At 71.4% G+C, this 25758-nt stretch carries 26 protein-coding genes; 11 read left to right on the forward strand and 15 right to left on the reverse strand.

Going from position 1 to position 25758, the window contains the following annotated elements; all coding sequences use genetic code 11:
- Positions 1-572 precede the first annotated feature (572 nt).
- Positions 573-1811, forward strand: coding sequence for a phosphoserine phosphatase SerB (serB, locus tag EOT10_RS23695; RefSeq protein ID WP_127830328.1), 1239 nt, complete (start codon positions 573-575; stop codon positions 1809-1811).
- Positions 1812-1944: 133 nt separating this feature from the next.
- Here the strand turns inward: serB and EOT10_RS23700 are convergent, their stop codons facing one another.
- From EOT10_RS23700 to EOT10_RS23710, 4 genes are all read right to left on the reverse strand, one after another.
- Positions 1945-2463, reverse strand: coding sequence for a SixA phosphatase family protein (locus tag EOT10_RS23700; protein WP_127830329.1), 519 nt, complete (start codon positions 2461-2463; stop codon positions 1945-1947).
- An 87-nt stretch (positions 2464-2550) separates the two neighbouring features.
- Positions 2551-2766 carry a hypothetical protein gene (locus EOT10_RS23705; RefSeq protein WP_127830330.1) on the reverse strand — a complete coding sequence of 72 codons (216 nt, stop codon included), beginning with the start codon at positions 2764-2766 and terminating at the stop codon, positions 2551-2553.
- Between the two features lie 257 nt (positions 2767-3023).
- Positions 3024-3134 carry an SGM_5486 family transporter-associated protein gene (locus EOT10_RS42640; protein WP_262985440.1) on the reverse strand — a complete coding sequence of 37 codons (111 nt, stop codon included), beginning with the start codon at positions 3132-3134 and terminating at the stop codon, positions 3024-3026.
- Positions 3135-3255: 121 nt separating this feature from the next.
- Positions 3256-4563, reverse strand: coding sequence for a CynX/NimT family MFS transporter (locus tag EOT10_RS23710; protein ID WP_127830331.1), 1308 nt, complete (start codon positions 4561-4563; stop codon positions 3256-3258).
- Positions 4564-4674: 111 nt separating this feature from the next.
- Between EOT10_RS23710 and EOT10_RS23715 the strand changes: the two genes are divergently transcribed.
- Positions 4675-5337 (forward strand): FadR/GntR family transcriptional regulator, encoded by a 663-nt coding sequence (locus tag EOT10_RS23715; protein WP_127830332.1) that lies wholly within the window; start codon positions 4675-4677, stop codon positions 5335-5337.
- 102 nt (positions 5338-5439) lie between these two features.
- On the opposite strand, the gene EOT10_RS23720 is transcribed toward EOT10_RS23715, so the two are convergent.
- From EOT10_RS23720 to fabG, 3 genes are all read right to left on the reverse strand, one after another.
- Complete coding sequence (locus tag EOT10_RS23720; RefSeq protein WP_127830333.1) at positions 5440-5811, reverse strand: hypothetical protein; 372 nt, start codon at positions 5809-5811, stop codon at positions 5440-5442.
- Positions 5812-5979: 168 nt separating this feature from the next.
- A complete protein-coding gene (gene fabI / locus EOT10_RS23725; protein ID WP_127830334.1) occupies positions 5980-6765 on the reverse strand; it encodes an enoyl-ACP reductase FabI in 786 nt (261 codons plus the stop codon).
- 5 nt (positions 6766-6770) lie between these two features.
- The gene (fabG, locus tag EOT10_RS23730) at positions 6771-7487 is read right to left on the reverse strand and encodes a 3-oxoacyl-[acyl-carrier-protein] reductase (protein WP_127830335.1); all 717 of its coding nucleotides are present in this window, start codon (positions 7485-7487) and stop codon (positions 6771-6773) included.
- A gap of 232 nt (positions 7488-7719) precedes the next feature.
- Between fabG and EOT10_RS23735 the strand changes: the two genes are divergently transcribed.
- The 3 genes from EOT10_RS23735 (at position 7720) to tyrS (ending at position 11976) form a co-directional block, all read left to right on the forward strand.
- Positions 7720-9243, forward strand: coding sequence for a TldD/PmbA family protein (locus EOT10_RS23735; RefSeq protein WP_127830336.1), 1524 nt, complete (start codon positions 7720-7722; stop codon positions 9241-9243).
- 5 nt (positions 9244-9248) lie between these two features.
- A complete protein-coding gene (locus EOT10_RS23740; protein WP_127830539.1) occupies positions 9249-10643 on the forward strand; it encodes a metallopeptidase TldD-related protein in 1395 nt (464 codons plus the stop codon).
- Positions 10644-10707: 64 nt separating this feature from the next.
- Positions 10708-11976 (forward strand): tyrosine--tRNA ligase, encoded by a 1269-nt coding sequence (gene tyrS, locus EOT10_RS23745; RefSeq protein ID WP_127830337.1) that lies wholly within the window; start codon positions 10708-10710, stop codon positions 11974-11976.
- 61 nt (positions 11977-12037) lie between these two features.
- Here tyrS and EOT10_RS23750 read toward each other — a convergent pair whose 3' ends face one another.
- On the reverse strand, positions 12038-12313 hold the full coding sequence (locus EOT10_RS23750; protein WP_127830338.1) for a GlsB/YeaQ/YmgE family stress response membrane protein: 276 nt from the start codon (positions 12311-12313) through the stop codon (positions 12038-12040).
- Between the two features lie 215 nt (positions 12314-12528).
- Here EOT10_RS23750 and EOT10_RS23755 point away from each other — a divergent pair, with 215 nt between their 5' ends.
- Positions 12529-12915, forward strand: a complete 387-nt coding sequence (locus EOT10_RS23755) for a DUF3099 domain-containing protein (protein ID WP_127830339.1) — start codon at positions 12529-12531, stop codon at positions 12913-12915.
- Between the two features lie 204 nt (positions 12916-13119).
- Positions 13120-13326, forward strand: a complete 207-nt coding sequence (locus EOT10_RS23760; protein WP_127830340.1) for a hypothetical protein — start codon at positions 13120-13122, stop codon at positions 13324-13326.
- A 55-nt stretch (positions 13327-13381) separates the two neighbouring features.
- Here EOT10_RS23760 and moaA read toward each other — a convergent pair whose 3' ends face one another.
- From moaA to EOT10_RS23775, 3 genes are all read right to left on the reverse strand, one after another.
- Positions 13382-14371, reverse strand: coding sequence for a GTP 3',8-cyclase MoaA (gene moaA / locus EOT10_RS23765; RefSeq protein ID WP_127830341.1), 990 nt, complete (start codon positions 14369-14371; stop codon positions 13382-13384).
- Between the two features lie 145 nt (positions 14372-14516).
- Complete coding sequence (locus EOT10_RS23770) at positions 14517-16145, reverse strand: solute symporter family protein (RefSeq protein WP_127830342.1); 1629 nt, start codon at positions 16143-16145, stop codon at positions 14517-14519.
- Complete coding sequence (locus tag EOT10_RS23775; protein ID WP_127830343.1) at positions 16142-16510, reverse strand: DUF485 domain-containing protein; 369 nt, start codon at positions 16508-16510, stop codon at positions 16142-16144. The genes EOT10_RS23770 and EOT10_RS23775 overlap by 4 nt, the downstream gene beginning before the upstream one ends.
- Positions 16511-16844: 334 nt before the next feature.
- On the opposite strand from EOT10_RS23775, the gene EOT10_RS23780 reads away from it, so the two are divergent.
- The 4 genes from EOT10_RS23780 (at position 16845) to EOT10_RS23795 (ending at position 22164) form a co-directional block, all read left to right on the forward strand.
- Positions 16845-18389 carry a S8 family peptidase gene (locus EOT10_RS23780; RefSeq protein WP_127830344.1) on the forward strand — a complete coding sequence of 515 codons (1545 nt, stop codon included), beginning with the start codon at positions 16845-16847 and terminating at the stop codon, positions 18387-18389.
- Positions 18390-18442: 53 nt separating this feature from the next.
- The gene (locus EOT10_RS23785) at positions 18443-19981 is read left to right on the forward strand and encodes a S8 family serine peptidase (protein ID WP_127830345.1); all 1539 of its coding nucleotides are present in this window, start codon (positions 18443-18445) and stop codon (positions 19979-19981) included.
- 86 nt (positions 19982-20067) lie between these two features.
- Positions 20068-21513, forward strand: a complete 1446-nt coding sequence (locus EOT10_RS23790; protein ID WP_127830346.1) for a CoA transferase — start codon at positions 20068-20070, stop codon at positions 21511-21513.
- A 348-nt stretch (positions 21514-21861) separates the two neighbouring features.
- Positions 21862-22164, forward strand: a complete 303-nt coding sequence (locus tag EOT10_RS23795) for a hypothetical protein (protein ID WP_127830347.1) — start codon at positions 21862-21864, stop codon at positions 22162-22164.
- 18 nt (positions 22165-22182) lie between these two features.
- Here the strand turns inward: EOT10_RS23795 and EOT10_RS23800 are convergent, their stop codons facing one another.
- The 4 genes from EOT10_RS23800 to EOT10_RS23815 all read right to left on the reverse strand — a co-directional run bounded on the left by EOT10_RS23800 (position 22183) and on the right by EOT10_RS23815 (position 25751).
- Positions 22183-23226, reverse strand: a complete 1044-nt coding sequence (locus tag EOT10_RS23800; protein ID WP_127830348.1) for a zinc-dependent alcohol dehydrogenase family protein — start codon at positions 23224-23226, stop codon at positions 22183-22185.
- Between the two features lie 58 nt (positions 23227-23284).
- Positions 23285-23989: a lysoplasmalogenase gene (locus tag EOT10_RS23805; RefSeq protein ID WP_127830349.1), complete on the reverse strand. Its 705-nt coding sequence runs from the start codon at positions 23987-23989 to the stop codon at positions 23285-23287.
- Positions 23986-24897, reverse strand: coding sequence for a sterol desaturase family protein (locus tag EOT10_RS23810; protein WP_127830350.1), 912 nt, complete (start codon positions 24895-24897; stop codon positions 23986-23988). Before EOT10_RS23810 ends, EOT10_RS23805 begins: the two co-directional genes overlap by 4 nt.
- A gap of 131 nt (positions 24898-25028) precedes the next feature.
- Positions 25029-25751 (reverse strand): VIT1/CCC1 transporter family protein, encoded by a 723-nt coding sequence (locus tag EOT10_RS23815; protein WP_189491997.1) that lies wholly within the window; start codon positions 25749-25751, stop codon positions 25029-25031.
- Between the last annotated feature and the right edge of the window lie 7 nt (positions 25752-25758).

A 25758-nucleotide genomic window follows, 5' to 3' on the forward strand; every position in this document is an offset into this window, starting at 1 on the left:
GCTCGGCGTTCCGCTCGGCCTCTTCGTCCCCTGGACCGGCAGGGGGACGGGCGCACTCGCCCAGGCCCTCCCTAAACGCCGACCATGCGGGGCCGATCACTCCGCCGGTGCCGCCGCCTCGCCCCGGGAGACATCCCGGGTCCGGCAAGGCCGACTAGCCCGTGCGGCCACCGTCCTTCCGGGGCCTCTTCCCCCCGGCGGCCGGGGGGAAGAGGCCCCGGAAGGACGGGCCGCCGCCGTCGGGAGGAAGGCCGCCGGGCCGGCGCTGAGGCCCGGCGCGCCTGGCGGGCCCCGCCCCGGTCATGGCGGGGGGAGGAAGCGCGTCGTCCGGCTTACAGGACTCGTACCGTCTGGCTTCAGGGGCCTCGTACCGCCCGGATTCAAGGGCTCGTACCGTTCGGCTTCAGAGGCAGGCCCGCACCACTGGGATTCAGGGCCCCGCCCCGCCCGGCGCATGGCGAACCGGCCGCCCTGCGCGTGGCGAACCGGCCGGTCGGGTGGGGTGTGGGACGTGTCCGCCACGCGGACCTCCGCCGCGCCACTCGGCGCGGGCCGGATAACGTGGGAGCACCATGAGTGCTTCGCAGCCCCGTCACCCCGCCGACGTCCCGGTCGCAGTTCCGGACGACGTCCCGACGCTCCTCGTCAAGATATTCGGCAAGGACCGCCCCGGCATCACCGCCGGGCTCTTCGACACCCTCGCCGCCTACTCCGTCGATGTCGTCGACATCGAGCAGGTCGTCACCCGTGGCCGCATCGTGCTGTGCGCCCTGGTCACGGAGCCGCCGCCCGGTCTCGAGGGCGATCTGCGGTCCACCGTCCACAGCTGGGCGGAGTCCATGCGGATGCAGGCCGAGATCATCTCGGGCATCGGCGACAACCGCCCGCGCGGGCTCGGCCGCTCGCTCGTCACCGTGCTCGGTCACCCGCTGACCGCGGAGACGACGGCCGCCATCGCCGCCAAGATCACCGGCACCGGCGGCAACATCGACCGTATCTTCCGGCTCGCGAAGTACCCCGTGACCGCGGTCGAGTTCGCCGTCTCCGGCACCGAGACCGAGCCGCTGCGCACCGCGCTGGCGACCGAGTCGGCGGCGCTCGGCGTCGATGTCGCGGTCGTCGCGGCCGGGCTGCACCGGCGCGCGCAGCGTCTCGTCGTCATGGACGTCGACTCGACGCTCATCCAGGACGAGGTGATCGAGCTCTTCGCGGCTCACGCCGGCTGCGAGGACAAGGTCGCCGAGGTGACCGCGGCGGCGATGCGGGGCGAGCTCGACTTCGAGCAGTCGCTGCACGCGCGCGTGGCACTGCTCGAAGGGCTCGACGCGTCGGTCGTCGACAAGGTCCGCAGCGAGGTCAGGCTCACCCCGGGTGCCCGGACCCTGATCCGTACGCTGAAGCGGCTCGGCTATCAAGTGGGCGTGGTCTCGGGTGGGTTCACGCAGGTCACGGACGATCTGCAGGACCGGCTCGGGCTCGACTTCGCCCAGGCCAACACCCTGGAGATAGTCGACGGGAAGCTGACCGGCCGGGTCACCGGCGAGATCGTGGACCGCGCGGGCAAGGCGCGTCTGCTGCGCCGGTTCGCCGCGGAGGCCGGGGTGCCGCTCGCGCAGACCGTGGCGATCGGTGACGGTGCCAACGACCTGGACATGCTGAACGCGGCGGGGCTCGGCGTCGCCTTCAACGCGAAGCCCGTGGTCCGCGAGGCCGCGCACACCGCGGTGAACGTGCCGTTCCTCGACACCGTCCTCTACCTCCTCGGCATCACCCGCGAAGAGGTCGAGGCGGCGGACGCCCACGACGACTGAGTGACGACTGAGTGACGACTGAGTAGGGTCACCTCACTCGTGCCGCTACGCCGACGGGCCCCGGTATCCGTGCGATACCGGGGCCCGTCGGCGTATCAGGGTCCGGTCCGGCGGCGCCGCGGGACCGGGGCCGTCACTTGGACGGCGCCCAGTAGTCGAGGAGGGTGGCCGCGCCCGGTTCGACCGCCTTCCAGGGGCCGGTGAAGGACAGGACCGCGAAGGCGGAGGTCGGGAAGCCGCGCCGGGCCATCCGCTCCCCCGCGTCGCCCTCGACCTTCCCGGCGAGGACATCGGCGAGCCCGTGGATGCCGGGGTTGTGGCCGATCAGCACCACGTTCCGCACGTCGTCCGGGGTCTCGTTGAGTACGGCGATGAGCTCGCCGGGCGAGGCCTCGTAGATCCGCTCCTCGTACACGGTCCTGGGCCGCTGGGGCAGCTCCGAGACGGCGAGCTTCCACGTCTCGCGGGTCCTCACCGAGGTCGAGCAGAGGGCCAGCTCGAGGTCGATACCGGAGTCGGCGAGCTTGCGGCCGGCGACGGGGGCGTCCTTGCGTCCCCTCTCCGCGAGCGGCCTCTCATGATCGGAGACCTGGGGCCAGTCCGCCTTCGCATGTCGGAAAAGGACAATCCTGCGGGGTTCTGCGACGCTCATGGGTCCCAGCTTCGCACGAAACCCGCCATAGGGCGCTGGGAGTTGACGTGCTCGACCTGCAAGGGTGAACAAGGCCTCCGGGGCCGCTCACGGGGCCGTGTGCAGCACCGCCTGCTGGATGCGGGCGAGGAGGTGGCCTAGCGCCGGGTCGCCGGTCGCGGCGTGCGCGTCGGCCGGATTGCGTATGAGAAGCAGGAGCGCGGCGAAGGTGATCGCGGGCAGGACGATCGCCCACCACGGGAGCCTGATGTCGACGCCGCCCGCTTGCGCCGGGTGGGGCCGGGTGTGCGTAGGGGCCGACATGACGCCTCCGGGGTCCTCGAGATGCTCGGTGCCGTGGCCGCGGTGTTCGCGGTCACATCTCGAAGGTACGGAAGCCGGGGCCCTCAACCCATCCGGTGATCCACCCAGTTGACCCTGAGACTGCCCCCCTAGGGGTTGGTGGGGCCAGCACCAGTGGATGGTGGGGCCGGCACCACCGTCCCCGGCCACAAGGGTCCGGGGACGCGGGTCACGGTGACGGTGACGGGATCGAAGCGCTGATCACGGTGACGTGGTGATCACGGCGAGGCGATCGACGCGATGACCGCGATGATCACGGTGATGGCCAGCATCGCGCCGAGCACCATGAGGAGCTTCTTCTGGCCGTTCTGGGGGTTCGGATCGAGCACAGGCGACATGCGGCCAGTCTCGCACCCTTTGCCCCGGCTTCCGGAGCCGGGGTGGGGTCCGTCCCGGCTTCCGGAGCCGGGACGGAGACGGGCCGGAGCCGGGCAGAACCCCGCCTGGCGGTCAGCGCGCGGCGGCCGGAGCCAGCTCGTCCTCGACCGTACGGTTGCGGCCCGCGAAGACGCCGACCACGATCTGCGGCACCATCAGCGCGGCCATGAGCGCGATCGGCATGCCCCAGCCGCCGCTGTGCTGGTAGAGGACGCCGACGAGGAGCGGCCCAGGGATCGAGATCAGGTAACCGGTGGACTGGGCGAAAGCGGAGAGCTTGACGACGCCGGCGCCCGTGCGGGATCGCATGCCGACCATGGTGAGGGCCAGCGGGAAGGCGCAGTTGGAGATGCCGAGCAGGACCGCCCAGATCCAGGCTCCGGAGGCCGGGGCGAAGTACAGGCCCGCGTAACCGGCCAGGCCGCACACGCCGAGGAAGACCACCATCGGGCCCTGGCTGGGCAGCCGGGCGGCGACGCGCGGGATGACGAAGCCGAGCGGCACACCCATCACCATGCAGACGGCGAGCAGCACACCGGCGGTCGAGGCGGAGACCCCGGCGTCGCGGAAGATCTGCGCCATCCAGCCCATGGTGATGTACGCCGCCGTGGCCTGGAGGCCGAAGAAGAAGGCGAGCGCCCAGGCGGTGCGGCTGCGGGCGATGCGCAGACCGCCGCCCTCGGCGCCGTCGGCGGGCGCGGCCTCGGCCGGTGCGGCCCCGCTCTCCTGCGCGGCGTCCTTCCGGCGTCGGACCAGCGGGAGCCAGGGCAGCACGGCGGCGGCGCCGAGGAGGGCCCACACGGCGAGGCCGGTCTTCCAGCTGCCGCCGAGGGCGCTGGTCACCGGGACGGTGATGGCGGCGGCCGTCGAGGTGCCCGCGGCCAGGGCCATCGAGTAGAGGCCGGTCATGGTGCCGACCTTGTCGGGGAACCAGCGCTTGACGATGACGGGCATCAGGATGTTGGCGACCGCGATGCCCATCAGGGCGAGGGCTGTGGCGGCCAGGAAGGCGACCGTGTTCCCCGTGTAGGGGCGGATGACCAGGCCGGCGGCGATGGCGGCCATGCCGAAGCAGACGACGGCGGCGGGGCCGAAGCGCTTGGCGAGCCGGGGCGCGGTGACGCCGAAGATCGCGAAGCAGAGCGGCGGCACGGAGGTGAGGACGCCCGCGACGCTGCCGCTCATGCCGAGCCCGTCGCGCACCTCTTCGAGGAGGGCGCCGAGGCTGGTGATGGCGGGGCGCAGGTTCAGAGCGGCGAGGACGATGCCCACTGTCATCAGACGCACGGTCCACGTGCGCGTGGGGGCTGATTTCGCTTCGGGTGCGGTCTCGGTTCGTAGCGGGGTCTGTGTCATCGTCGGGGTTTCCTCACTGGCCATGAACCCATCTTAGATTCATGGGATGATTGGATGTCCAATCGATCAGGGTCACACTGGTCACATCACACCGTCCGCCCCCGGTTCGCCCCGGACACTGCACCAAGGACCGTCATGCCCCTGACCTCCCCCAGGCGCTCGGCTCTCTCCGAACAGGTCATCGCCGAGCTGCGCGCCCAGATCTCGTCGGGCGAGTGGCCGGTCGGCTCGCGCATCCCGACCGAGCCCGAACTGGTCGAACAGCTCGGTGTCGCCCGCAACACGGTGCGCGAGGCCGTGCGCGCGCTCGCCCACAACGGCCTGCTCGACATCCGGCAGGGCTCGGGCACCTATGTCGTCGCGACCAGCGAGCTGGCGGGTGTGATGCAGCGCCGCTTCGCGGACGCCGACACCCGGCACGTCGCCGAACTGCGGTCGACCCTGGAGTCCAGCGCGGCGAGCCTGGCCGCGCAGCGCCGTACCGAGCGCGATCTCAAGCAGCTCGACGCACTGATGGTGCGCCGTGAGGACGCGTGGGAGTCGGGCGACGCGGAGGCGTTCGTGGCGGCCGACGCGACGTTCCACCTGGCGGTCGTGGCCGCGTCCCACAACGACGTGATGACGGCGATGTACGCGGATCTGGGCGAGGTCCTGCGGGACGTCCTGCGCGGCGACGTGGGCGAGCATCTGACGCCCGAGAACCACATGGACCACACGCGTCTGCTCGACGCGATCCGGGCGGGCGACGCCGAGGCGGCCGCGGCGGAGGCGGCGAGCTACCCGTTCCTGTGCCGCTGAGGCCTCCCCGGCCGGCCCGCGGACCGGTGAGCCGACGACGGCCCTCGCGCATCAGTCGCCAGTCCTGACCTCCTGACCCATCATTCGCCGGTCCTGCCCCCCTCAGTCGTCAGTCCTCGCGTGGCTGACCCAGGCCGAGCGGACCTCTTTCCAGCACCGGCCGGTGAGCCGCACGGTCTCGGCCGCACCGGCCGGGCGCGGCGCGCCGTCGCTGTCGATGTCCCACCAGCGGTCGCACTCGATGTGGAGGCTGACCGCGTCGGTCTCCGGATACGGGTTGTGGCAGTACGCCGTCACCTCCGAGCCGGTGACGGCCACCCGGCAGTCAGCCCCGAACGGTTCGGTCCTACGGTCGCCGTCGGACACGCGCGCGTGGGGTGCGGTTCGAGCGGTGTGGGAAGCGGCGTCGTACGGCACCGCGAGGAGGAGGACGAGGATCGCGATGACCGGGACACCACGCTGGGAGAGGCGCACAAGGGGGACCTCCTCGGCCGTACGGGTGAGGGGGAACGCCCTCTCAGCCTGCGTGACGGCCCCGCGCGCCCGCCCGGCCGGTGGGCCGAACGGGTGACGCCCCGCTCCCCGCGCGGTGCGGGGAGCGGGGCGTCGGCCACGTAAGGGCTGTCAGGCGGGTACGAGCGATCAGGCGCCGATCGCGTGCAGGCCGCCGTCGACGTGGATGATCTCGCCGGTGGTCTTCGGGAACCAGTCGCTCAGCAGGGCGACGATGCCGCGGCCGGCGGGCTCCGGGTCCTCCAGCTTCCACTCCAGCGGGGAGCGGCTGTCCCAGACGGCGGCGAGCTCGCTGAAGCCGGGGATCGACTTCGCGGCCATCGAGCCGAGCGGACCGGCGGAGACCAGGTTGCAGCGGATGTTCTGCTTGCCGAGGTCACGCGCCATGTAGCGGCTCGTGGCCTCCAGGGCGGCCTTGGTCGGGCCCATCCAGTCGTACTGCGGCCAGGCGAACTGCGCGTCGAAGGTGAGGCCGACGATGGAGCCGCCCTCGGTCATCAGCGGCAGCAGCGCCATCGTCAGCGACTTCAGGGAGAAAGCGGAGACGTTCATGGCGGTGGCCACGGACTCGAACGGCGTGTTCAGGAAGTTGCCGCCGAGCGCGTCCTGCGGCGCGAAGCCGATGGAGTGCACGATGCCGTCGAGACGGTCGCCCAGGTGCTCACGGACCTGGCCCTCCAGACGGGCGAGGTGCTCGTCGTTCGAGACGTCGAGCTCCAGGACCTTGACCTTGTCGGGCTGGGGCAGCTTCTTGGCGATGCGCTCGGTCAGCGTCGGCCGGGGCCAGGCGGTGAGGATGATCTCCGCGCCCTGCTCCTGGGCCAGCTTCGCGGCGTGGAAGGCGATGGAGGACTCCATCAGCACACCGGTGATGAGGATCTTCTTGCCCTCGAGGATTCCAGACGAGTTCGTCATCGTGCTCAGTGACCCATTCCCAGTCCGCCGTCAACCGGGATGACGGCTCCAGTGATGTACGAGGCGTCGTCGGAGGCGAGGAACTTCACCGTGGCGGCGATCTCCTCCGGCTGCGCGTAGCGGCCGAGCGGCACCTGCTTCACGATGCCCTCGCGCTGCTCGTCGGTGAGCGCCTTGGTCATGTCGGTGTCGACGAAACCGGGCGCGACGACGTTGAAAGTGAGGTTGCGCGACCCGAGCTCACGGGCGAGGGAACGCGCGAATCCGACCAGACCCGCCTTCGACGCGGCGTAGTTCGCCTGACCGGCGGAGCCGAGCAGGCCGACCACGGAGGAGATCAGCACGACGCGGCCCTTCTTGGCGCGCAGCATGCCGCGGTTGGCCCGCTTCACGACGCGGAAGGTGCCGGTGAGGTTGGTGTCGAGGACCGACGTGAAGTCCTCCTCGGACATGCGCATGAGGAGCTGGTCCTTGGTCACGCCGGCGTTGGCCACGAGGACCTCGACGGGACCGTGCTTGTCCTCGATCTCCTTGTAGGCCTGCTCCACCTGCTCGCTGTCGGTGATGTCGCACTTGACGGCGAGGAAGCCGGCCTTCTCCAGCTCGGCGGCGTCGCCCGAGCGGTACGTGATCGCGACCTTGTCGCCGGCGTCGGCGAAAGCACGGGCGATGGCGAGGCCGATGCCCCGGTTTCCTCCGGTGACGAGAACCGAGCGGCTCAACGGATCACCCTTTCGATAGCGGGTCTGGTACCTCGAAAACCTATCGGTACCGCCCGGGATACGGAGAATCGGCCACCGACAGTGGCGCCGGACAGTCGCTGTCGGGTCCCTACAGAAAAGTGTGGCCGCGGGGGCCGCCGACGCGACATGATCGGAGCTGACCGGTGCCCGCGTCCGGGGACGGCCGGCGCCCGAGGCTCCTGACAGCGCTCCACACCAAAGGGAGACATCCGTGCCCCATACGATCGATGAAGCCTTCACGGCGCTGCCGCTGCGGGCCCTCGCCGACGCCGCGCTGGCCCGCGCGCGGGCCCTCGGCGCCGACCACGCGGACTTCCGCCTGGAGCGGGTGCGCAGCGCGGCCTGGCGGCTGCGGGACGCGCGTCCGGCGGGCTCGTCGGACACCACGGACCTGGGGTACGCCGTACGGGTCGTGCACGGCGGGACCTGGGGTTTCGCGTCGGGCGTGGATCTGACGATGGACGCGGCGGCGAAGGTGGCCTCGCAGGCGGTGGCGATGGCGAAGCTGTCGGCGCAGGTCATCAAGGCGGCCGGGTCGGACGAGAGGGTCGAGCTGGCCGCCGAGCCGGTGCACGCCGAGAAGACATGGGTGTCCGCGTACGAGATCGATCCGTTCGCCGTGCCGGACGAGGAGAAGGCCGGGCTGCTCGCCGACTGGAGCGCGCGTCTCCTCGGGGCGGACGGGGTCGACCATGTGGACGCCTCGCTGCTGACCGTGCACGAGAACAAGTTCTACGCGGACACGGCGGGGACGGTGACGACGCAGCAGCGCGTGCGGCTGCACCCGCAGCTGACGGCGGTCGCGGTGGACGGGTCGAGCGGTGAGTTCGACTCGATGCGGACGCTCGCGCCGCCGGTGGGGCGCGGCTGGGAGTACCTCACCGGGACCGGCTGGGACTGGGACCGTGAGCTGGCCGAGATCCCGGAGCTGCTCGCCGAGAAGATGCGGGCGCCCAGCGTCGAGGCGGGCCTGTACGACCTGGTTGTCGACCCGTCCAACCTGTGGCTGACCATCCACGAGTCGATCGGCCACGCGACGGAGCTGGACCGGGCGCTCGGCTACGAGGCGGCGTACGCGGGCACGTCGTTCGCCACCTTCGACCAGCTCGGCAAGCTGAAGTACGGCTCCGAGATCATGAACGTGACGGGTGACCGCACCGCCGAGCACGGCCTCGCGACGGTCGGGTACGACGACGAGGGCGTCGCCGGGCAGTCCTGGGACCTGGTCAGGGACGGCACGCTCGTCGGCTATCAGCTGGACCGGCGCATCGCGAAGCTGACGGGCTTCGAGCGGTCGAACGGCTGCGCCTACGCGGACTCCCCCGGCCATGTGCCCGTGCAGCGCATGGCGAACGTGTCACTCAAGCCGGACCCGGGCGGCCTGTCGACGGAGGACCTGATCGGGGGCGTCGACCGCGGCATCTACGTCGTCGGCGACCGCTCCTGGTCGATCGACATGCAGCGCTACAACTTCCAGTTCACCGGGCAGCGCTTCTACCGCATCGAGAACGGCCGGCTCACCGGTCAGCTGCGCGATGTCGCGTACCAGGCCACGACCACCGACTTCTGGGGTTCGATGACGGCGGTCGGCGGCCCGCAGACGTATGTCCTCGGCGGCGCGTTCAACTGCGGAAAGGCCCAGCCGGGCCAGGTGGCGGCGGTGTCGCACGGCTGCCCGTCCGCCCTCTTCAAGGGCGTGAACATTCTCAACACCACGCAGGAGGCCGGACGATGACTCGACTGAGCACTCGTACGAACAAGCCGCACGAGATCGTCGAGCGGGCCCTCGAACTGTCCACGGCCGACGGCTGTGTGGTCATCGCCGACGAGCACTCCACCGCCAACCTGCGCTGGGCGGGCAACGCGCTCACGACGAACGGGGTCACGCGCGGGCGCACCCTCACGGTCATCGCGACCGTCGACGGCAAGGAGGGCACGGCCTCCGGTGTCGTCTCCCGCTCGGCCGTGACCGCGGACGACCTGGAGCCCCTGGTGCGGGCCGCCGAGGCCGCCGCCCGGGGCGCGGCCCCCGCGGAGGACGCCGGGCCGCTGGTCTCCGGTGTGCCGCACTCCCCCGACTTCACGGACGCGCCGGCCGAGACGTCGTCGGCCGTCTTCGCGGACTTCGCGCCCGCGCTCGGCGAGTCGTTCGCCCGCGCCCGAGCGGGCGGCCGCGAGCTGTACGGCTTCGCCAACCACGAGCTCGTATCGAGCTATCTCGGTACGTCGACGGGCCTGCGCCTGCGGCACGACCAGCCGAACGGGACCCTGGAGGTGAACGCGAAGTCGCCGGACCGGACGCGTTCGGCGTGGGCCGGCCGCTCCACGCGCGACTTCAAGGACGTCGACCCGGGCGCGCTCGACGCCGAGCTTGCGCGGCGCCTCGACTGGGCGCGCCGCCGTATCGAGCTGCCCGCAGGGCGCTACGAGACGCTGCTGCCGCCGACCGCGGTCGCCGACCTGCTGATCTACCAGCTGTGGTCGGCCGCGGCCCGGGACGCCGCCGAGGGCCGGACGGTCTTCAGCAAGCCGGGCGGCGGCACGCGGGTCGGCGAGCGGCTCACGGAGCTGCCGCTGACGCTGCGCAGCGACCCGAACGAGCCGGGCCTGGAGTCGGCCCCGTTCGTCCTCGCCCACGCCTCGGGCGACAGCGCCTCCGTCTTCGACAACGGGCTGCCGCTCGCGCCGACGGACTGGGTGCGCGAGGGCGAGCTGGCGCATCTGACGACGACCCGGCACAGCGCGGGCCTCACGGGTCTGCCGGTGGCCCCGGCGATCGACAACCTGATCCTGGACGGCGGCGAGGACCGCTCCCTGGACGAGATGGTCGCGGCCACCGGGCGCGGGCTCCTGCTGACCTGCCTCTGGTACATCCGCGAGGTCGATCCGGCGACGCTGCTGCTGACCGGCCTGACCCGGGACGGCGTGTACCTGGTGGAGGACGGCGAGGTGGTCGGCGAGGTGAACAACTTCCGGTTCAACGAGTCCCCCGTCGGCCTCCTGGGACGCGCCGTGGAGGCCGGGCGCACGGAAAAGACACTGCCCAGGGAGTGGAGCGACTGGTTCACCAGAGCTGCGATGCCGGCCCTGCGGGTGCCGGACTTCAACATGAGCTCGGTCAGCCAGGGCGTCTGACCGCCCCGGTCCCGGCCGTAGACTGGCGCGTACCCATCAGCACTTCTCGAGGAGACACACGACCGTGACGGACATCGTCGACGAGCTGAAGTGGCGGGGCCTGTTCTCCCTGTCCACCGACGAAGATGCACTGCGTAAGGCGCTCGCGGACGGTCCCGTCACGTTCTATTGCGGCTTCGACCCGACCGCGGCCTCCCTGCACGTCGGCCACCTGGTCCAGGTGCTCACCGTGCGCAGGCTCCAGCAGGCGGGCCACCGCCCGCTGGCGCTCGTGGGCGGGGCCACGGGCCAGATCGGTGACCCGCGGCCGACGGCCGAGCGCACCCTGAACGACCCGGAGACGGTCGCGAACTGGGTGAACCGGCTGCGTTCGCAGATCGAGCCGTTCCTGTCCTTCGAGGGCGAGAACGCCGCGGTCATGGTGAACAACCTGGACTGGACGGCCGGCATGTCGGCCATCGAGTTCCTGCGCGACATCGGCAAGCACTTCCGCGTCAACAAGATGCTCACGAAGGACTCGGTCGCCAAGCGCCTGGAGTCCGACCAGGGCATCAGCTACACGGAGTTCAGCTACCAGCTCCTGCAGGGCATGGACTTCCTGGAGCTGTACCGGCGCTACGGCTGCACGCTCCAGCAGGGCGGATCCGACCAGTGGGGCAACCTCACCGCGGGTCTCGACCTGATCCACCGCCTGGAGCCGGACGCCACCGTGCACGCGATGGCGACGCCGCTGATGGTCAAGGCGGACGGCACCAAGTTCGGCAAGTCCGAGAGCGGCGCCGTCTGGCTCGACCCGGAGATGACGACCCCGTACGCGTTCTACCAGTTCTGGCTGAACGTGGACGACCGGGACATCTCGACCTACATGCGGATCCTGTCCTTCAAGTCCCGCGAGGAGCTGGAGGAGCTGGAGAAGGTCACCGAGGAGCGGCCACAGGCGCGGACCGCCCAGCGTGCCCTGGCCGAAGAGCTGACGACGCTGGTGCACGGCGCCGACCAGTGCGCTGCCGTCATCGCCGCGTCCAAGGCGCTGTTCGGGCAGGGCGATCTCGGTGAGCTGGACGAGGCGACCCTCGCGGCCGCGCTGTCCGAGCTGCCGTACGCGAAGGTCGACGAGCTCGGCACGGTCGTGGACCTGCTCGCCGAGGTGGGTCTCGTGGCGAGCAAGTCGGCCGCGCGGCGCACGGTGAAGGAGGGCGGCGCGTACGTGAACAACGTGAAGGTCGCTTCCGAGGACGCCGTGCCGGCCCGCGAGGACCTGCTGCACGGGCGCTGGCTCGTGCTGCGCCGCGGCAAGAAGAACCTGGCGGCGATCGAGGTCGCCGGCGCCTGAGCGCACCACGCAAGAGAAGGGCGGCCCCGCACCTGGTGCGGGGCCGCCCTTCTCTTGCGTGTCAGGTGCGTTGCTTGTTGCCGCGCAGGGCCACCCAGGCCATGTCGCCGAGCCACACGATGACGACGGCTCCGGCCAGTTGGAGGAGGTGGCGGGTCCAGTCGATGCCCTTGGTGTCGTTGACCCCGATCCAGGTGGCGACCGAGTTGCCCACCACGCTGCCGAGGATGCCGAAGATCACGGTCAGCCACAGCGGGATCTGCTGCTTGCCGGGGATGATCGCCTTCGCGATCAGCCCGAGCACCAGACCCACGATGATCGCCCACAACCAGCCCATACTTTCGCCTCCTCCGTGGCGCGCGGCGCGCGTCTGCGCTCAGTCTTGGCCGATACGCCATACGGCGCATGTCGGGCGCGTCCGTACGCGGTGCGGCCCGATCGGGTGCGCCCAGGTGGGCCTGACCCGGTCTCCGCGACGGCGCAGGCCGGGCGTACCGTGGAAGCAGTCGGAACGGGGAGAGTCCGGCATGGGCAGGCAGGCGGTGGAACGTGATGCGGAAGCAGAGCAGCGGCGAGGTTTTCCGGATCACCGGGGCGAGGCAGAGTCTCGCCGAGGACGTCCGCGGCCGGCAGCGTCGCTATGTGATTTCGATGTCGGTCCGCACGGTGTCCGTGATCCTCGGTGTCGCGCTGTGGAATGTCGAGCGCCCGGTCGCGATCGCGGCCATGGTGATCGGTCTGCTGCTCCCCTACATCGCCGTCGTGATCGCCAACGCGGGCCGGGAGAACGCCCCTTCACTCCCGTCGACGTACGTTCGGGCGCCGGCACGGCCGATGCTCACGCCGCCCCCCGCGGCGGGTCCCGCGGAATCCGTTCCGGAGGACACGGCCGGGGCGCAGCACGAGGAAGAGCGTGATCACTCGGGCGACCGCGGCTGACCACGGACGATCCGCAAAGCTCAAGAAAAGCTCAGATCAATCATGTAGATCCGGTGCCGGGCGGACGGTCCCCCATGACATACTTCCTACGCGCTCCGCATCCCCCGTCGGAGCGACAGACCGACGCCGGGCAGCTCCCCCCGTGGCTGCTCGGCGTCGCCTTGTTTCCGGGGCCTTGTTCAGACGTAGTTGGTGGCCTTACCCGTGAGTGAAGAAACCCCGATCTGTTCCGCCAAGGGCTGCCGCGCAGACGCTGTCTGGGTGCTCGCATGGAACAACCCCAAGCTGCACACGCCGGACCGGCGCAAGACGTGGCTCGCGTGCGAGGAGCACCGCGAGCACCTCTCCCAGTTCCTGGGTGTGCGGGGCTTCCTCAAGGACGTGGTGGCCCTCAAGGACTGGGACGCCTGACCGACCGGGATTGCTGACCGACCGAGATTCCTGACCGACCCCGCACCTGCCTCGGTCAGCCGCCGATCGCCGACATCGGGCGCTCGGGCTGGAGGAACGTCGGGTCGTCCAGACCGGAACCGGCCTTCTTTCCCCACATCGCGAGCTTCCAGATGCGGGCGATCTCGTCGTCCCCGCTGTCCGAGCGCAGGGCCGCCCGCAGGTCCGTCTCCTCGGTGGCGAACAGGCACGTGCGGACCTGTCCGTCGGCGGTGAGCCGGGTGCGGTCGCAGGCCGAGCAGAACGGGCGGGTGACGGAGGCGATGACGCCGACGCGCTGCGGTCCGCCGTCGACCACCCAGCGCTCGGCGGGGGCGGAGCCGCGCTCCTCGGAGCCCTCGGCCGTGAGGTCGAAGCGCGTCCGCAGGGACGCCAGGATGTCACCGGCGGTGATCATGCCGTCGCGCTTCCAGCCGTGCTGGGCGTCGAGGGGCATCTGCTCGATGAAGCGCAGCTCGTAGTCGTGCTCGACGGCCCAGGCGAGGAGGTCGGGGGCCTCGTCGTCGTTCAGCCCCGGCATCAGGACGGAGTTGACCTTGACGGGGGTCAGGCCGGCCTCGCGGGCGGCTTCGAGGCCCTCGATGACGTCCTTGTGGCGGTCGCGGCGGGTGAGGGTCTTGAAGACGTCGGGGCGCAGGGTGTCGAGCGAGACGTTCACCCGGTCGAGGCCGGCCGTCTTGAGGGCTGCGGCGGTGCGCTTGAGTCCGATGCCGTTCGTCGTCAGGGACATCCTGGGGCGGGGCTCCAGCTGGGCCACGCGCTCCACGATGCCGACGAGGCCGGGGCGCAGCAGGGGCTCGCCGCCGGTGAACCTGACCTCGGTGATGCCGAGCTGCGTGACGGCTATCCGGATGAGGCGGACGATCTCGTCGTCGGTCAGCAGGTCGGGCTTGGCCAGCCACTGCAGTCCCTCTTCGGGCATGCAGTACGTACACCGGAGATTGCACCGGTCGGTCAGTGAGACGCGGAGGTCGGTGGCCACTCGGCCGTAGGTGTCGATGAGCACGTGGGCCCCCTCTCCGATGCGGGTCAGATACGTGTGAGCCTACGTGATGGGTCTGACAGTCGTGGGCGCCCGATCCCACGGGAGCGGGACGGCCGCGTCGTAGGTCTCTACGACAACCAGCGGCGCGGCCGTCCGGATCCGCAGGTCAGTGGGCTCCCGTGCCGGTCAGGGACCGGACTTCGAGCTCCGCGTACTTGCCGGCGTCGGCCTTCTCCTTGGACAGGAGGGTGCCGAGCCAGCCGAGCAGGAAGCCGACGGGGATCGAGATGATGCCCGGGTTCTCCAGCGGGAACCAGTGGAAGTCGACGCCCTTGAACATGGACGTCTTCGGGTTGCCGGACACGACGGGCGAGAACAGCACCAGGAAGACGGCCGTGAAGAGGCCTCCGTAGATCGACCAGAGGGCGCCCCGGGTGGTGAAGCGCTTCCAGAAGAGGCTGTAGAGGATCGTCGGCAGGTTGGCGGAGGCGGCGACCGCGAAGGCGAGCGCGACCAGCCCGGCCACGTTCAGGTCGCGGGCGAGGGCGCCGAGGCCGATGGAGACGATGCCGATGAAGACGGTCGCCCAGCGGGCCGCCTTCATCTCCTCCTTCTCGGAGGCGTTGCCCTTCTTGATGACGTTCGCGTAGATGTCGTGCGCGAACGAGGAGGACGAGGCGAGGGTGAGGCCCGCGACGACCGCGAGGATCGTGGCGAACGCGACCGCCGAGATCGTGGCGAGGAGGATCGCGCCCCACGACGAGTCGACGCCGCCCAGGTGCAGGGCGAGCAGGGGCGCCGCGGTGTTGCCCGCCGGGTTGGAGGCGATGATCTCGTCCGGCTTGATGAGGGCGGCGGCGCCGAAGCCGAGGGCGATGGTCATCAGGTAGAAGGCGCCGATGATGCCGATCGCCCAGTTCACGGACTTACGGGCGGCCTTCGCGGTGGGGACCGTGTAGAAGCGGATCAGGATGTGCGGCAGGCCCGCGGTGCCGAGGACGAGCGCGATGCCGAGCGAGATGAAGTCGATCTTCGACGTGGGCGTGGCGCCGTACTTGAGGCCCGGCTCCAGGAACGCGGCGCCCTTGCCGCTGTTGGAGGCGGCCTTGCCGAGCAGGTCGGAGATGTTGAAGTGGAACTTCAGCAGGACCAGGAAGGTGAGCAGGAGCGTGCCCGCGATGAGGAGCACGGCCTTGACCATCTGGACCCAGGTGGTGCCCTTCATGCCGCCGATGGTGACGTACACGATCATCAGGACGCCGACGAGGGCGACGATGCCGACCTTGCCCGCGTCGGACGTGATGCCGAGCAGCAGCGAGACGAGGACGCCCGCGCCCGCCATCTGTGCGAGCAGGTAGAAGATCGAGACGACGATCGTGGAGGTGCCGGCGGCGGTGCGGACCGGGCGCTGGCGCATCCGGTAGGCGAGGACGTCGCCCATGGTGTAGCGGCCGGAGTTGCGCAGCGGCTCGGCGACCAGGAGCAGGGCGACGAGCCAGGCGACGAGGAAGCCGATGGAGTAGAGGAAGCCGTCGTAGCCGAAGAGGGCGATGGCGCCGGCGATGCCGAGGAACGAGGCGGCGGACATGTAGTCGCCGGAGACGGCGAGGCCGTTCTGGAAGCCGGTGAACTGGCGGCCGCCCGCGTAGAAATCGGCGGCGCTGCGGGTCTGGCGGCCCGCCCAGACGGTGATCACCAGGGTGGCGAGGACGAACACCGCGAACAGGGAGATGATCAGCGGCCGGTGCTGTGTCGCCTCACCCGCGGCGAGTACCTGCGTGACTGCGGGGCTCATGCGCCGCCCTCCATCCGGGACTTGATCGCCTCGGCCTTGGGGTCGAGCCTGTTGGCGGCGTGGCGGGAGTACCACCAGGCGATGAGGAACGTGGTCAGGAACTGGGCGAGGCCCAGGACGAGGGCGACGTTGATGTTGCCGAAGAGCTTGGTGCCCATGAAGTCGCCCGCGTAGTTCGACAGCAGGACGTACAGCAGGTACCAGGCGATGAAGGCGACGGTCAGCGGGAAGGCGAACGAACGGTGCGTGTGGCGCAGTTCGGCGAACTCCGCGCTCTCCTGCTCAGCGATGAATTCCGCCGTGGTGGGCGGTGCGGGTCGGGTGCCGGAGCCGCCTTTCGACGGTGGCGGTGCATCGGTGGCCACGGAGTCTCCTCGCGGTACGGGTGCGGCGGGTGAAGCGGACATGGCGTTCTCGGACCTCATAGTGACGTGGATCACGTGGGCCGGGTGGCGATGGTAGGGCCGCCCGACGTGATCCGACAGGGGGCGTCGATCGTGCGCGTGCCCCCTGCTCAACGTCACGGGGACACGCGCGCGTCGGTTCAACTGCCTTGCCCGGTCATGCGTTTTCTTTGGGAAATCATTGCTGGCCTGCGAGGACCCGGGATACGTTCACCCCTGCACCACGCGTCATGTACCTGCCCGGGCACCACTGTGTTCGGGCTTTTCCATATACGACGGATGATGTGGAGATCCCATGGCTCATCTGCGCTCCAGACGCCGCCCAGCTCTCACCCTGCCGCTCGGCCTCGCGCTCACCGCTTCCCTCGGCTTCCTGCCCGGCGCCGCGTCCGCCGCGCCGGCCGACTCCCCCGCGCCCGCGGCCCGTTCGGCCTCGGCCGACGCCGGGTCGCTCGCGTACGTCGTGAACACCGGGACGGACCAGCGCACCCTCGCCTCCGTGAAGAAGGCGATCGCCACGGCCGGCGGCACGGTCGTCGTCTCGTACGACAAGATCGGTGTGATCGTCGTCCACTCGTCCGCCGCCGACTTCGGCAGGCGGATCCGCGCGGCCGACGGCGTGACCTCGGCGGGCGCCACCCGTACGTCCCCGCTGAAGGCGGCCGGCACCACGGACGAGGGCGCCGCCCGGGTCCTGTCGAAGGATGAGGTCAAGTCCCTTGCCGCGCAGGCCACTTCGGGTGACGAGCCGCTCGAGGCCGACCAGTGGGACCTGCGGGCGATCGGCGCCGACAAGGCCGCGAGGATCAACCCCGGCAGCCGCGACGTCACGGTCGGCGTCATCGACACCGGCGTGGACGACACCCACCCGGACCTCGCCCCGAACTTCTCGGCGTCGCAGTCCGCGAACTGTGTCGGCGGCAAGGCCGACACCTCGCCCGGCGCCTGGCGCCCGTACAACCCGGCCGAGGACTACCACGGCACGCACGTCGCCGGTGAGATAGCCGCGGCCCGCAACGGCATAGGCGTCGCCGGGGTCGCTCCCGGCGTGAAGGTCGCGGGCATCAAGGTCAGCGACCCGGACGACGGCCTGTTCTACCCGGAGAACGTGGTCTGCGCCTTCGTGTTCGCCGCCGACCACGGCATCGAGGTCACCAACAACAGCTATTACGTGGACCCCTGGCTCTACAACTGCATGGACGACCCGGACCAGAAGGCCATCGTCGACGCGGTGAACCGGGCCCAGCTGTACGCCCAGAAGAAGGGCACCGTGAACGTCGCGTCCGCCGGCAACTCCGGCGACGACCTGGACTCCGACGCGATCGTCGACGACTCCAGCCCCGACGACGCGACGCCGGTCACCCGCACCATCGACCCGCACGAGTGCTTCGACGTGCCGACGCAGCTGCCGGGCGTCGTCACCGTCAGCGCCACCGGAGTCACGAACCTCAAGTCGTACTACTCCAGTTACGGCAAGAACGTCATCGACATCGCGGCCCCGGGCGGCGACAAGTACGTGAGCCCCACGGACACCCCGTCCAAGAACGGCCGCATCCTGTCCACGATGCCGGGCGGCCAGTACGGCTTCCTCCAGGGCACGTCGATGGCGTCCCCGCACGCGGCCGGTGTGCTCGCCCTCCTGAAGTCGGCGCACCCGGAGGCCACCCCGGCGCAGCTCCAGGCCCTCCTCAAGGCGCAGGCCGACAACCCGGGCTGCCCGGACAAGCCGTACGACTGGAACGGCGACGGCAAGGTCGACGCCACCTGCACGGGCGGCGGCCGCGTCAACAGCTTCTACGGCTTCGGCATCGTCGACGCGCTCGACGCCGTCAAGAAGTGACGCACCGGCCCGCCGCCCCGCACCCCCGAACCACGACGATCCCTGGAGACACCATGACGGCGCCTCTCGCGCGCTCTCGCACCCTCCGCCGTTCCATAGCCGTCCCGGCCGGGATGGCCATGGCCACGGCGCTCGCGTTCCTGCCGAACGTGACGGCCTCGGCCGCCGGCCGGGCACCGCAGGCGGCCCCGGCCGCGACGAGCGGCCCCTCGCTCAGCTATGTCGTCAACGTCCGCCCTGGGGCTGGTAGTTCAGGGGTTCAGAAGGAGATCGCCGCGGCCGGCGGCACCGTCGTCATCGCGTACGACAAGATCGGTGTCATCGTCGCGCACTCCTCGAACCCGGACTTCGCGAAGACGATCCGCGGGGCCCGCGGGGTCGAGTCGGCGGGTGCCACGCGCACCGCGCCGCTGCCCGCCCAGTCGACGACCGACGTCGGCACCCCGAAGGCGCTGACCGCGGCGCAGGTCAAGGCCGCCGCGGGCGAGGCCACGGCCGGCCAGGACCCGCTGGAGCCGTTGCAGTGGGACCTGCCCGCCATCAAGGCGGACAAGGCGCACGAGAAGTCCCTGGGCAGCAGGGACGTCACCGTCGCCGTGATCGACACCGGCGTCGACGACACCCACCCCGACATCGCGCCGAACTTCGACCGCGCGGCGTCCGCGAACTGTGTGTCGGGCAAGCCGGACACCACGGCGGGGTCCTGGCGTCCCACCGCGGCCGAGAGCCCGCACGGCACGCACGTCGCGGGTGAGATCGCGGGCGCCAAGAACGGCGTCGGCATCACGGGTGTCGCCCCGGGCGTGAAGGTGTCCGGCATCAAGGTCGGCAACCCGGACGGCTTCTTCTACACAGAGGCCGTGGTGTGCGGCTTCATGTTCGCGGCCGAACACGGCGTCGACGTCACCAACAACAGCTATTACACCGACCCCTGGTACTTCAACTGCACCGACGACCCGGACCAGAAGGCCCTGGTCAAGGCCGTCGCGCGGGCCTCGCAGTACGCGGAGAAGAAGGGCGCCGTGAACGTCGCGGCGGCCGGCAACGAGAACTACGACCTCGCCTCCGACAAGATCACCGACCCGTCGAGCCCGAACGACACGACGCCCGGCGGCCGCGTGATCGACCCGTCCAAGTGCTTCGACATCCCGACCCAGCTGCCGGGTGTCGTCACGGTCGCGGCGACGGGCGCCAAGGGCCTCAAGTCGTCCTTCTCCAACTACGGTCAGGGCATCATCGACATCGCGGCCCCCGGCGGCGACTCGACGAAGTACCAGATGCCGGCCCCGCCCGCCGTGAGCGGCCTGATCCTCGGCCCGGTGCCGGGCGGCAAGTGGCAGTACATGGCCGGTACGTCGATGGCGTCCCCGCACGTCGCCGGCGTCGCCGCGCTCATCAAGTCGACCCACCCGCACGCCTCGGCGGACGCGGTGAAGGCGCTCCTGTACGCGCAGGCCGACGCGACGCCGTGCACCGACCCGTACGACATCGACGGCGACGGCAAGGTCGACGCGGTGTGCGAGGGCGGCAGGAACAAGAACGGTTTCTACGGGCACGGCATCGCCGACGCCCTGGACGCCGTGACCAAGTAGCCGCTTCAGCAGGGCAGTTCAGGTGGGCCGGGCGCTGCGCCCGGCCCACCTGTGTCGCTGCGGAGGCCGTGCGCGATAGTGCCCGCATGACACATGCACCGGTGGATGAGGGAACGCGGGCGGCCTGGGCGGCGCTCGGCGGCGACCCGGCCCTGACCTCGCACATCACGTCCGTCGTACGGGAAGGGGCGCTGCGCGCGCGGCTGCCCGTGATCGACCTGGCACGCGCGTGCGTGGGCGCGTGCTCGCTGGCCGCGGCCGAGCTGGCCGCGCGGCGCACCGGGCGGCCCGTGCCGCGGGTCGCCCTCGACGACGGCGCCCTGGCCACCTCGTTCGTCAGCGAGCGGCATCTGCTGATCGACGGGCGCGCGAGTGTCAACTTCGCGCCGCTGTCCCGGTTCTGGCGCACGGCGGACGGGTGGCTGCGCACCCACGCCAACTATCCGCACCACCGGGCACGGCTCCTGGCCGCGCTCGGGCTCGGCGACGACGCGTCCGTGGAGCGGGTCGCCGCGCTGCTGGCGGAGCGCTCCGCCGCCGAGGTCGAGGTGACCGTGTACGCCGCCGGGGGCCTGGCCGTCGCCCTGCGGACCATGGACGAGTGGGCCGCGCACCCTCAGGGAGCGGCGATCGCCGCGCGGCCGCTGCTCGACCGGGAACGGCTCGACAAGGCGGCGCCCCGGTCGCTGCCCCCGCTCACGGGCGACCCGCTGCTGCCCGCGTCCGGCCTGCGCGTCCTCGACCTGACGCGGGTCACGGGCGGGCCGGTCGCCACGCGCACTCTCGCCCTGTTCGGCGCGGACGTGCTGCGCGTCGACGCCCCGCAGCTGCCGGAGGATCCGGACGCGCACGCGGACACCGGGTTCGGGAAGCGGTCCACGCGGCTCGATCTGACGGCCGCGGCGGACCGACGCGTCTTCGACGACCTGCTCGCGGGCGCGGACGCCGTCGTGACCGGCTACCGGCCCGGCGCGCTCGACCGGTTCGGCCTCGCCCCCGAGGCGCTGGCCTCGCGCCGCCCGGGGATCGTGGTGGCGCAGCTGTCCGCGTGGGGCGCGTACGGGCCGTGGGGCGGGCGGCGCGGCTTCGACAGCGTGGTGCAGGTGGCCACGGGCATCGCGGCGGTGGAGGGGTCCGCCGAGCAGCCGGGGGCGCTGCCCGCGCAGGCGCTGGACCACGGCACGGGGTACCTCCTCGCGGCGGCCGTACTGCGCGCCGTCACCGAGCAGTTGGACACGGGCGGCACGCGCGCGGCGCGGCTCGCGCTCGCGGGGACGGCACGGTGGCTGACGCGGGGGCTGACACGGAGGCTGGCACCGGGGCTGACACCGGGTCTCGCGCACGGCGAGGCCGCGGCCACCGACACGTACGACCCCAAGGACCCGGCCCGCTGGCTGACCGAGACCGACAGTGCCGTGGGTCGACTGCGGCACGTGCTGCCACCGGCCGCCTTCACCGGAGGCCCTGTCAACTGGGCGCGCCCGTCGGGATGTTGGGGGACCGACGCGCCCGAGTGGCGGCATGGAGGCTGACGCCGGGTGCTCACGGCGCGGGATCACACCAACTGAGCCCACCCATCCCGGGGCGGGGTCACGTCGCGCCCGAGTAGCGGCACGGAAGCTGACGCCGGGTGCTCACGGCGCGGGACCACACCAACTGAGCCCACCCATCCCGGGGCGGGGTCACGTCGCGCCCGAGTAGCGGCACGGAAGCTGACGCGAGGGCCACGCCAACTGCGCTCACCCGTCCGGGGGGGGGCGGGGTCACGTTCGCGCGCCGAGTGGCGGCATGGCTGAAGGCTGGCCTTCAGGCGGAATGGTGCTGCGTCAGTTGTTTTCCCGGACTTGCCCGGGTCTGTGGGGACTGGTGAACATCTCGCGGTGAACTCCCCGCGAACGGCCACCGATCCTCCCGCGCCCGCCGAGCGCGACACCGGCGTCTCCTCGCGGCGGCGCCGCCTTCGCGGCCGGGGCGACCTCACGGCCGCCTACGTGCCCGCGCGTACGGAGGTCGCCACCCTGGCCGTGGTGGTCGCCGTGTCGGCCGCGCAGCGCCGGCTGCGCGGCCAGCGCGATCTGGGGGCCACGTGCGTGCCCGCGCGTACCGAGGTCACGGCCCTGGCCGTGGTGGTCGCCGTGTCGGCCGTCCCGACCGCGCTGCCGCTCCCGATCCGCTGGTCGTGAACCCCCGCGCGCGGGGCGTCAGTTGGTGACCAGCACCTTGAGCGCGGTGCGCTGGTCCATCGCCTTGTAGCCGTCGGGGACGCCTTCGAGGCCGACCGTCAGGTCGAAGACCGGGGACGGGTCGATCGTGCCGTCGAGGATGTCGGGCAGCAGCTGCGGGATGTACGTCCGCACGGGCGCGACGCCGCCGCGCAGCGCGATGTTCCGGTCGAACATGACGCTGAGGTCGAGTCCGGTGCCGCTGCCGTGCGGCACGCCGACGAAGCCGATGGCGCCGCCGTCGCGCGTGATGTTCACGGCCGTGCTCATGGACTGCTGGGTGCCGACGGCCTCGATCACGGCGTGGGCGCCCTGGCCACGGGTCAGCTCGCGGACGGCCTCGATCGCCGCGTCGCCGCGCTCCGCGACGACGTCGGTGGCGCCGAAGCGGCGCGCGATGTCGGTGCGGACCTGGTGGCGGCCGAGGGCGATGATCCGCTCGGCGCCGAGCCGCTTGGCGGCGAGGACCCCGCACAGGCCGACGGCGCCGTCACCGACGACGGCGACCGTGGCGCCCTCGCGCGCGCCCGCGCCGAGCGCGGCGTGGTGGCCGGTGCCCATGACGTCGGAGAGCGTGAGCAGGGCGGACAGGAGGTGGTCGTCGGAGGCGGCGTCGGCGGGCAGCTGGACGAGGGTGCCGTCGGCGTACGGGACGCGGACGGCTTCGCCCTGGCCGCCGTCGTAACCGACCGCGCCCCAGAAGCCGCCGTGCTCGCAGGAGGTGGTGAGGCCCTCGGCGCAGTAGTCGCAGACGCCGTCGGACCACATGAAGGGGGCCACGACCAGGTCGCCGCGCCGCACGCCCGTCACCTCGGAGCCGGTCTCCTCGACGATGCCGAGGAACTCGTGTCCGATGCGCTGGCCGGGCTGCCGGGCCGCCTCGCCGCGGTAGGCCCAGAGGTCGCTGCCGCAGATGCAGGCCCGCAGGACCCGGACGACGGCGTCGGTGGGGAGCTGGACGACGGGTTCCGGCACGTTCTCCACGCGCATGTCGAACGGTGCGTGGATGGTGGTGGCGCGCATGTGTGGGGGTCCTTCGTGCTGGTCAGAGGCGCCGCTGACGGATCGCGTGCGGGGCGTCTCAGGTGAGGCTCGGGTTCCTTTCACCGTACGCCGCCGCCGGTGCGGAGGGCGCGCCGAGGGCCCCCAGGGCGCCGCGGGCCAGGAGGTACTGGGCCGCGAGGTAGGTGAGCATCACCCAGAAGTCGGGGCGCGGGAGCTGCGGCCAGTCGGCGACCCCGGTGGCGATGAGGGTGTCGGACAGCAGGAACAGCGCGCCGCCCCACCCGGCGGTGCGGCCCAGGCGCGACGAGCCGTACGCCATCGCGGTCAGGAGCAGGCTGTATCCGGCGACGGGCCCGCGCATGTCGGCCGGCAGGTCGGGCCACAGGAGCGCCACGGTCGTGACGAGCGCGACGCCGTACGCGGCGGCGAGCAGCCGGCCACGCGCGCGTGCGGTGCCGTGGCGCTTGAAGAGGACGAGGTAGCAGACGTGTCCCGCCGCGAAGGACCCCATCCCGGCGAGGAAGGCGACGTCGGCGTGGAGGAGCAGCAGGACGTCGCCGCCCCAGCCGAACAGCAGGGCCGCGATCAGGAGCCGGGGGCCGCGGCGCACGGCGACGTACCCGGCGAGCAGCGGCATGAGGAGCGGTTTGGCCACGGTGTGCGGGGCGTGGGCCCCCGCGAGGAGGGCCACCAGGTCGACGGCGGTCACCAGGACGAAGGCGGCGAGCAGCAGGCGCGCCGCGCGCTCACGGGCCGGGGCGGGACCGGGAGCCGGAGTCACGCGGCGCCCTCGGCGGCCTTCTCCGGCGCCGCGCCCGTACCCGTACCCGTCTCGTCGGCCCGCGCCGCCCGGACGGGCCCCGGCTGCCAGCCCGGCCCGCCGAACACCCTGCCGCCGCGCTCGCGCCAGCTGGTGGCCGCCCTGAGGTCCCTGGCGATGGCCGCGTACTCGTGGGTGGCGACCCGGAGCGGGTTGTACGTGTCGATGTTCTTGGTCAGGCCGAACACGGGCCGCTCGACCTCGGGCACGAACGAGCGGAAGAGCCGGTCCCAGACGATGAGGATGCCGCCGAAGTTGCGGTCCAGGTAGCCGCCCTGGGAGGCGTGGTGGACGCGGTGGTGGGAGGGGGTGTTGAGGACGAACTCGAAGGGGCGGGGCAGCTTGTCGATGCGCTCGGTGTGGATCCAGAACTGGTACACGAGGCTGACCGACGAGCAGAACGCGACCGCCGCGGGGTGCACGCCCAGCGCGATGAGCGGCACGTAGAACGGCCACACCGTGAGCGTCGTCCACGGCTGGCGCAGCGCGGTCGAGAGGTTGAACTTGCGGCTGGAGTGGTGCACGACGTGGCACGCCCACAGGATGCGGATGACGTGGTGCTCGCGGTGCGACCAGTAGTAGAAGAAGTCCTGCGCGAGCAGCATCAGGGGGATCGTCCACCACAGGACGGGCACGCGCAGCGGCGTCAGCTCGTAGACCGCCGTGTAGATCGCGACGATCGGGATCTTCCACAGGAAGTCGAAGACGAGGCTGCCGAGCCCCATGCCGATGCTGGTCGCGGCGTCCTTGACCTCGTAACCCGCGGCGTCCTCATCGGGATGGATGCGTACGCTCACGATCTCCAGGACGGTGAGCAGCACGAAGGCCGGGATCGACCAGAGCACGACATCGGGCAGGTTCGGCGACATGCCTGCACCGTAGGGCTCCTGGTCGGTGAGGGCTAGGGGTTGTTACCGACAAGTATTACCGAGGGTAAGACGCGAGTTGTTGGCGCCTTCCGCCATTGATCTTCCGGCGCTCATCACACCCCCAGTGCCCGTCACACCCCGGCCGCCCCGAGCAGCGACCCCGCCCCGTACGTCACGGCCATCGCGAGCGCCCCGCCCGCCATGTTGCGCCACACCGCGGGCCGCACCGCAGCCGAGCCCATCCGCGCGCTGCTCCAGCCGGTGGCGGCGAGCGCGGCGAGCACGGAGACCACCGTGACAGGCAGGCGCCAGCCGCTCGGCGGCAGGACGATCGCGAGCAGCGGGAGCAGCGCGCCCACGGTGAAGGCGAGGAAGCTCGCCCAGGCGGCGTGCCAGGGGTTGGTGAGCTCGTCGGGGTCGATCCCGAGCTCCACGCGCGCGTGCGCCCGCAGCGCGTCGCGCCTGGTGAGCTGTACGGCGGCTTCCCGCGCCACCTCGGGGCTCAGCCCGCGATCCTCCAACAGGCCGGTCAGCTCCAAGAGTTCGGCCTCGGGTTCCTCGCGCAGCTCCCGTTTCTCCTGGGCGAGCGCCGCCTTCTCCGAGTCACGCTGCGTGGACACGGAGACGTACTCCCCCGCCGCCATCGACATGGAGCCGGCGAGGAGTCCCGCCAGGCCCGCCGTCAGGAGTGTGCCGCGGTTCTCGGTGGCGCCGGCCACGCCGACGACGAGCCCGGCGGTGGACACCACCCCGTCGTTGGCCCCGAGCACGGCGGCGCGCAGCCAGTTGAGCCGCGCTCCGAGCGCGCCGCCGTGGGACTCCTCGTGCGGTGCGTCCTGCACTTCGTCAGTCACGCGAAGA

It is taken from the genome of Streptomyces antnestii (assembly GCF_004005495.1).
In the GTDB taxonomy this organism is placed as follows: Bacteria; Actinomycetota; Actinomycetes; order Streptomycetales; family Streptomycetaceae; genus Streptomyces; species Streptomyces antnestii.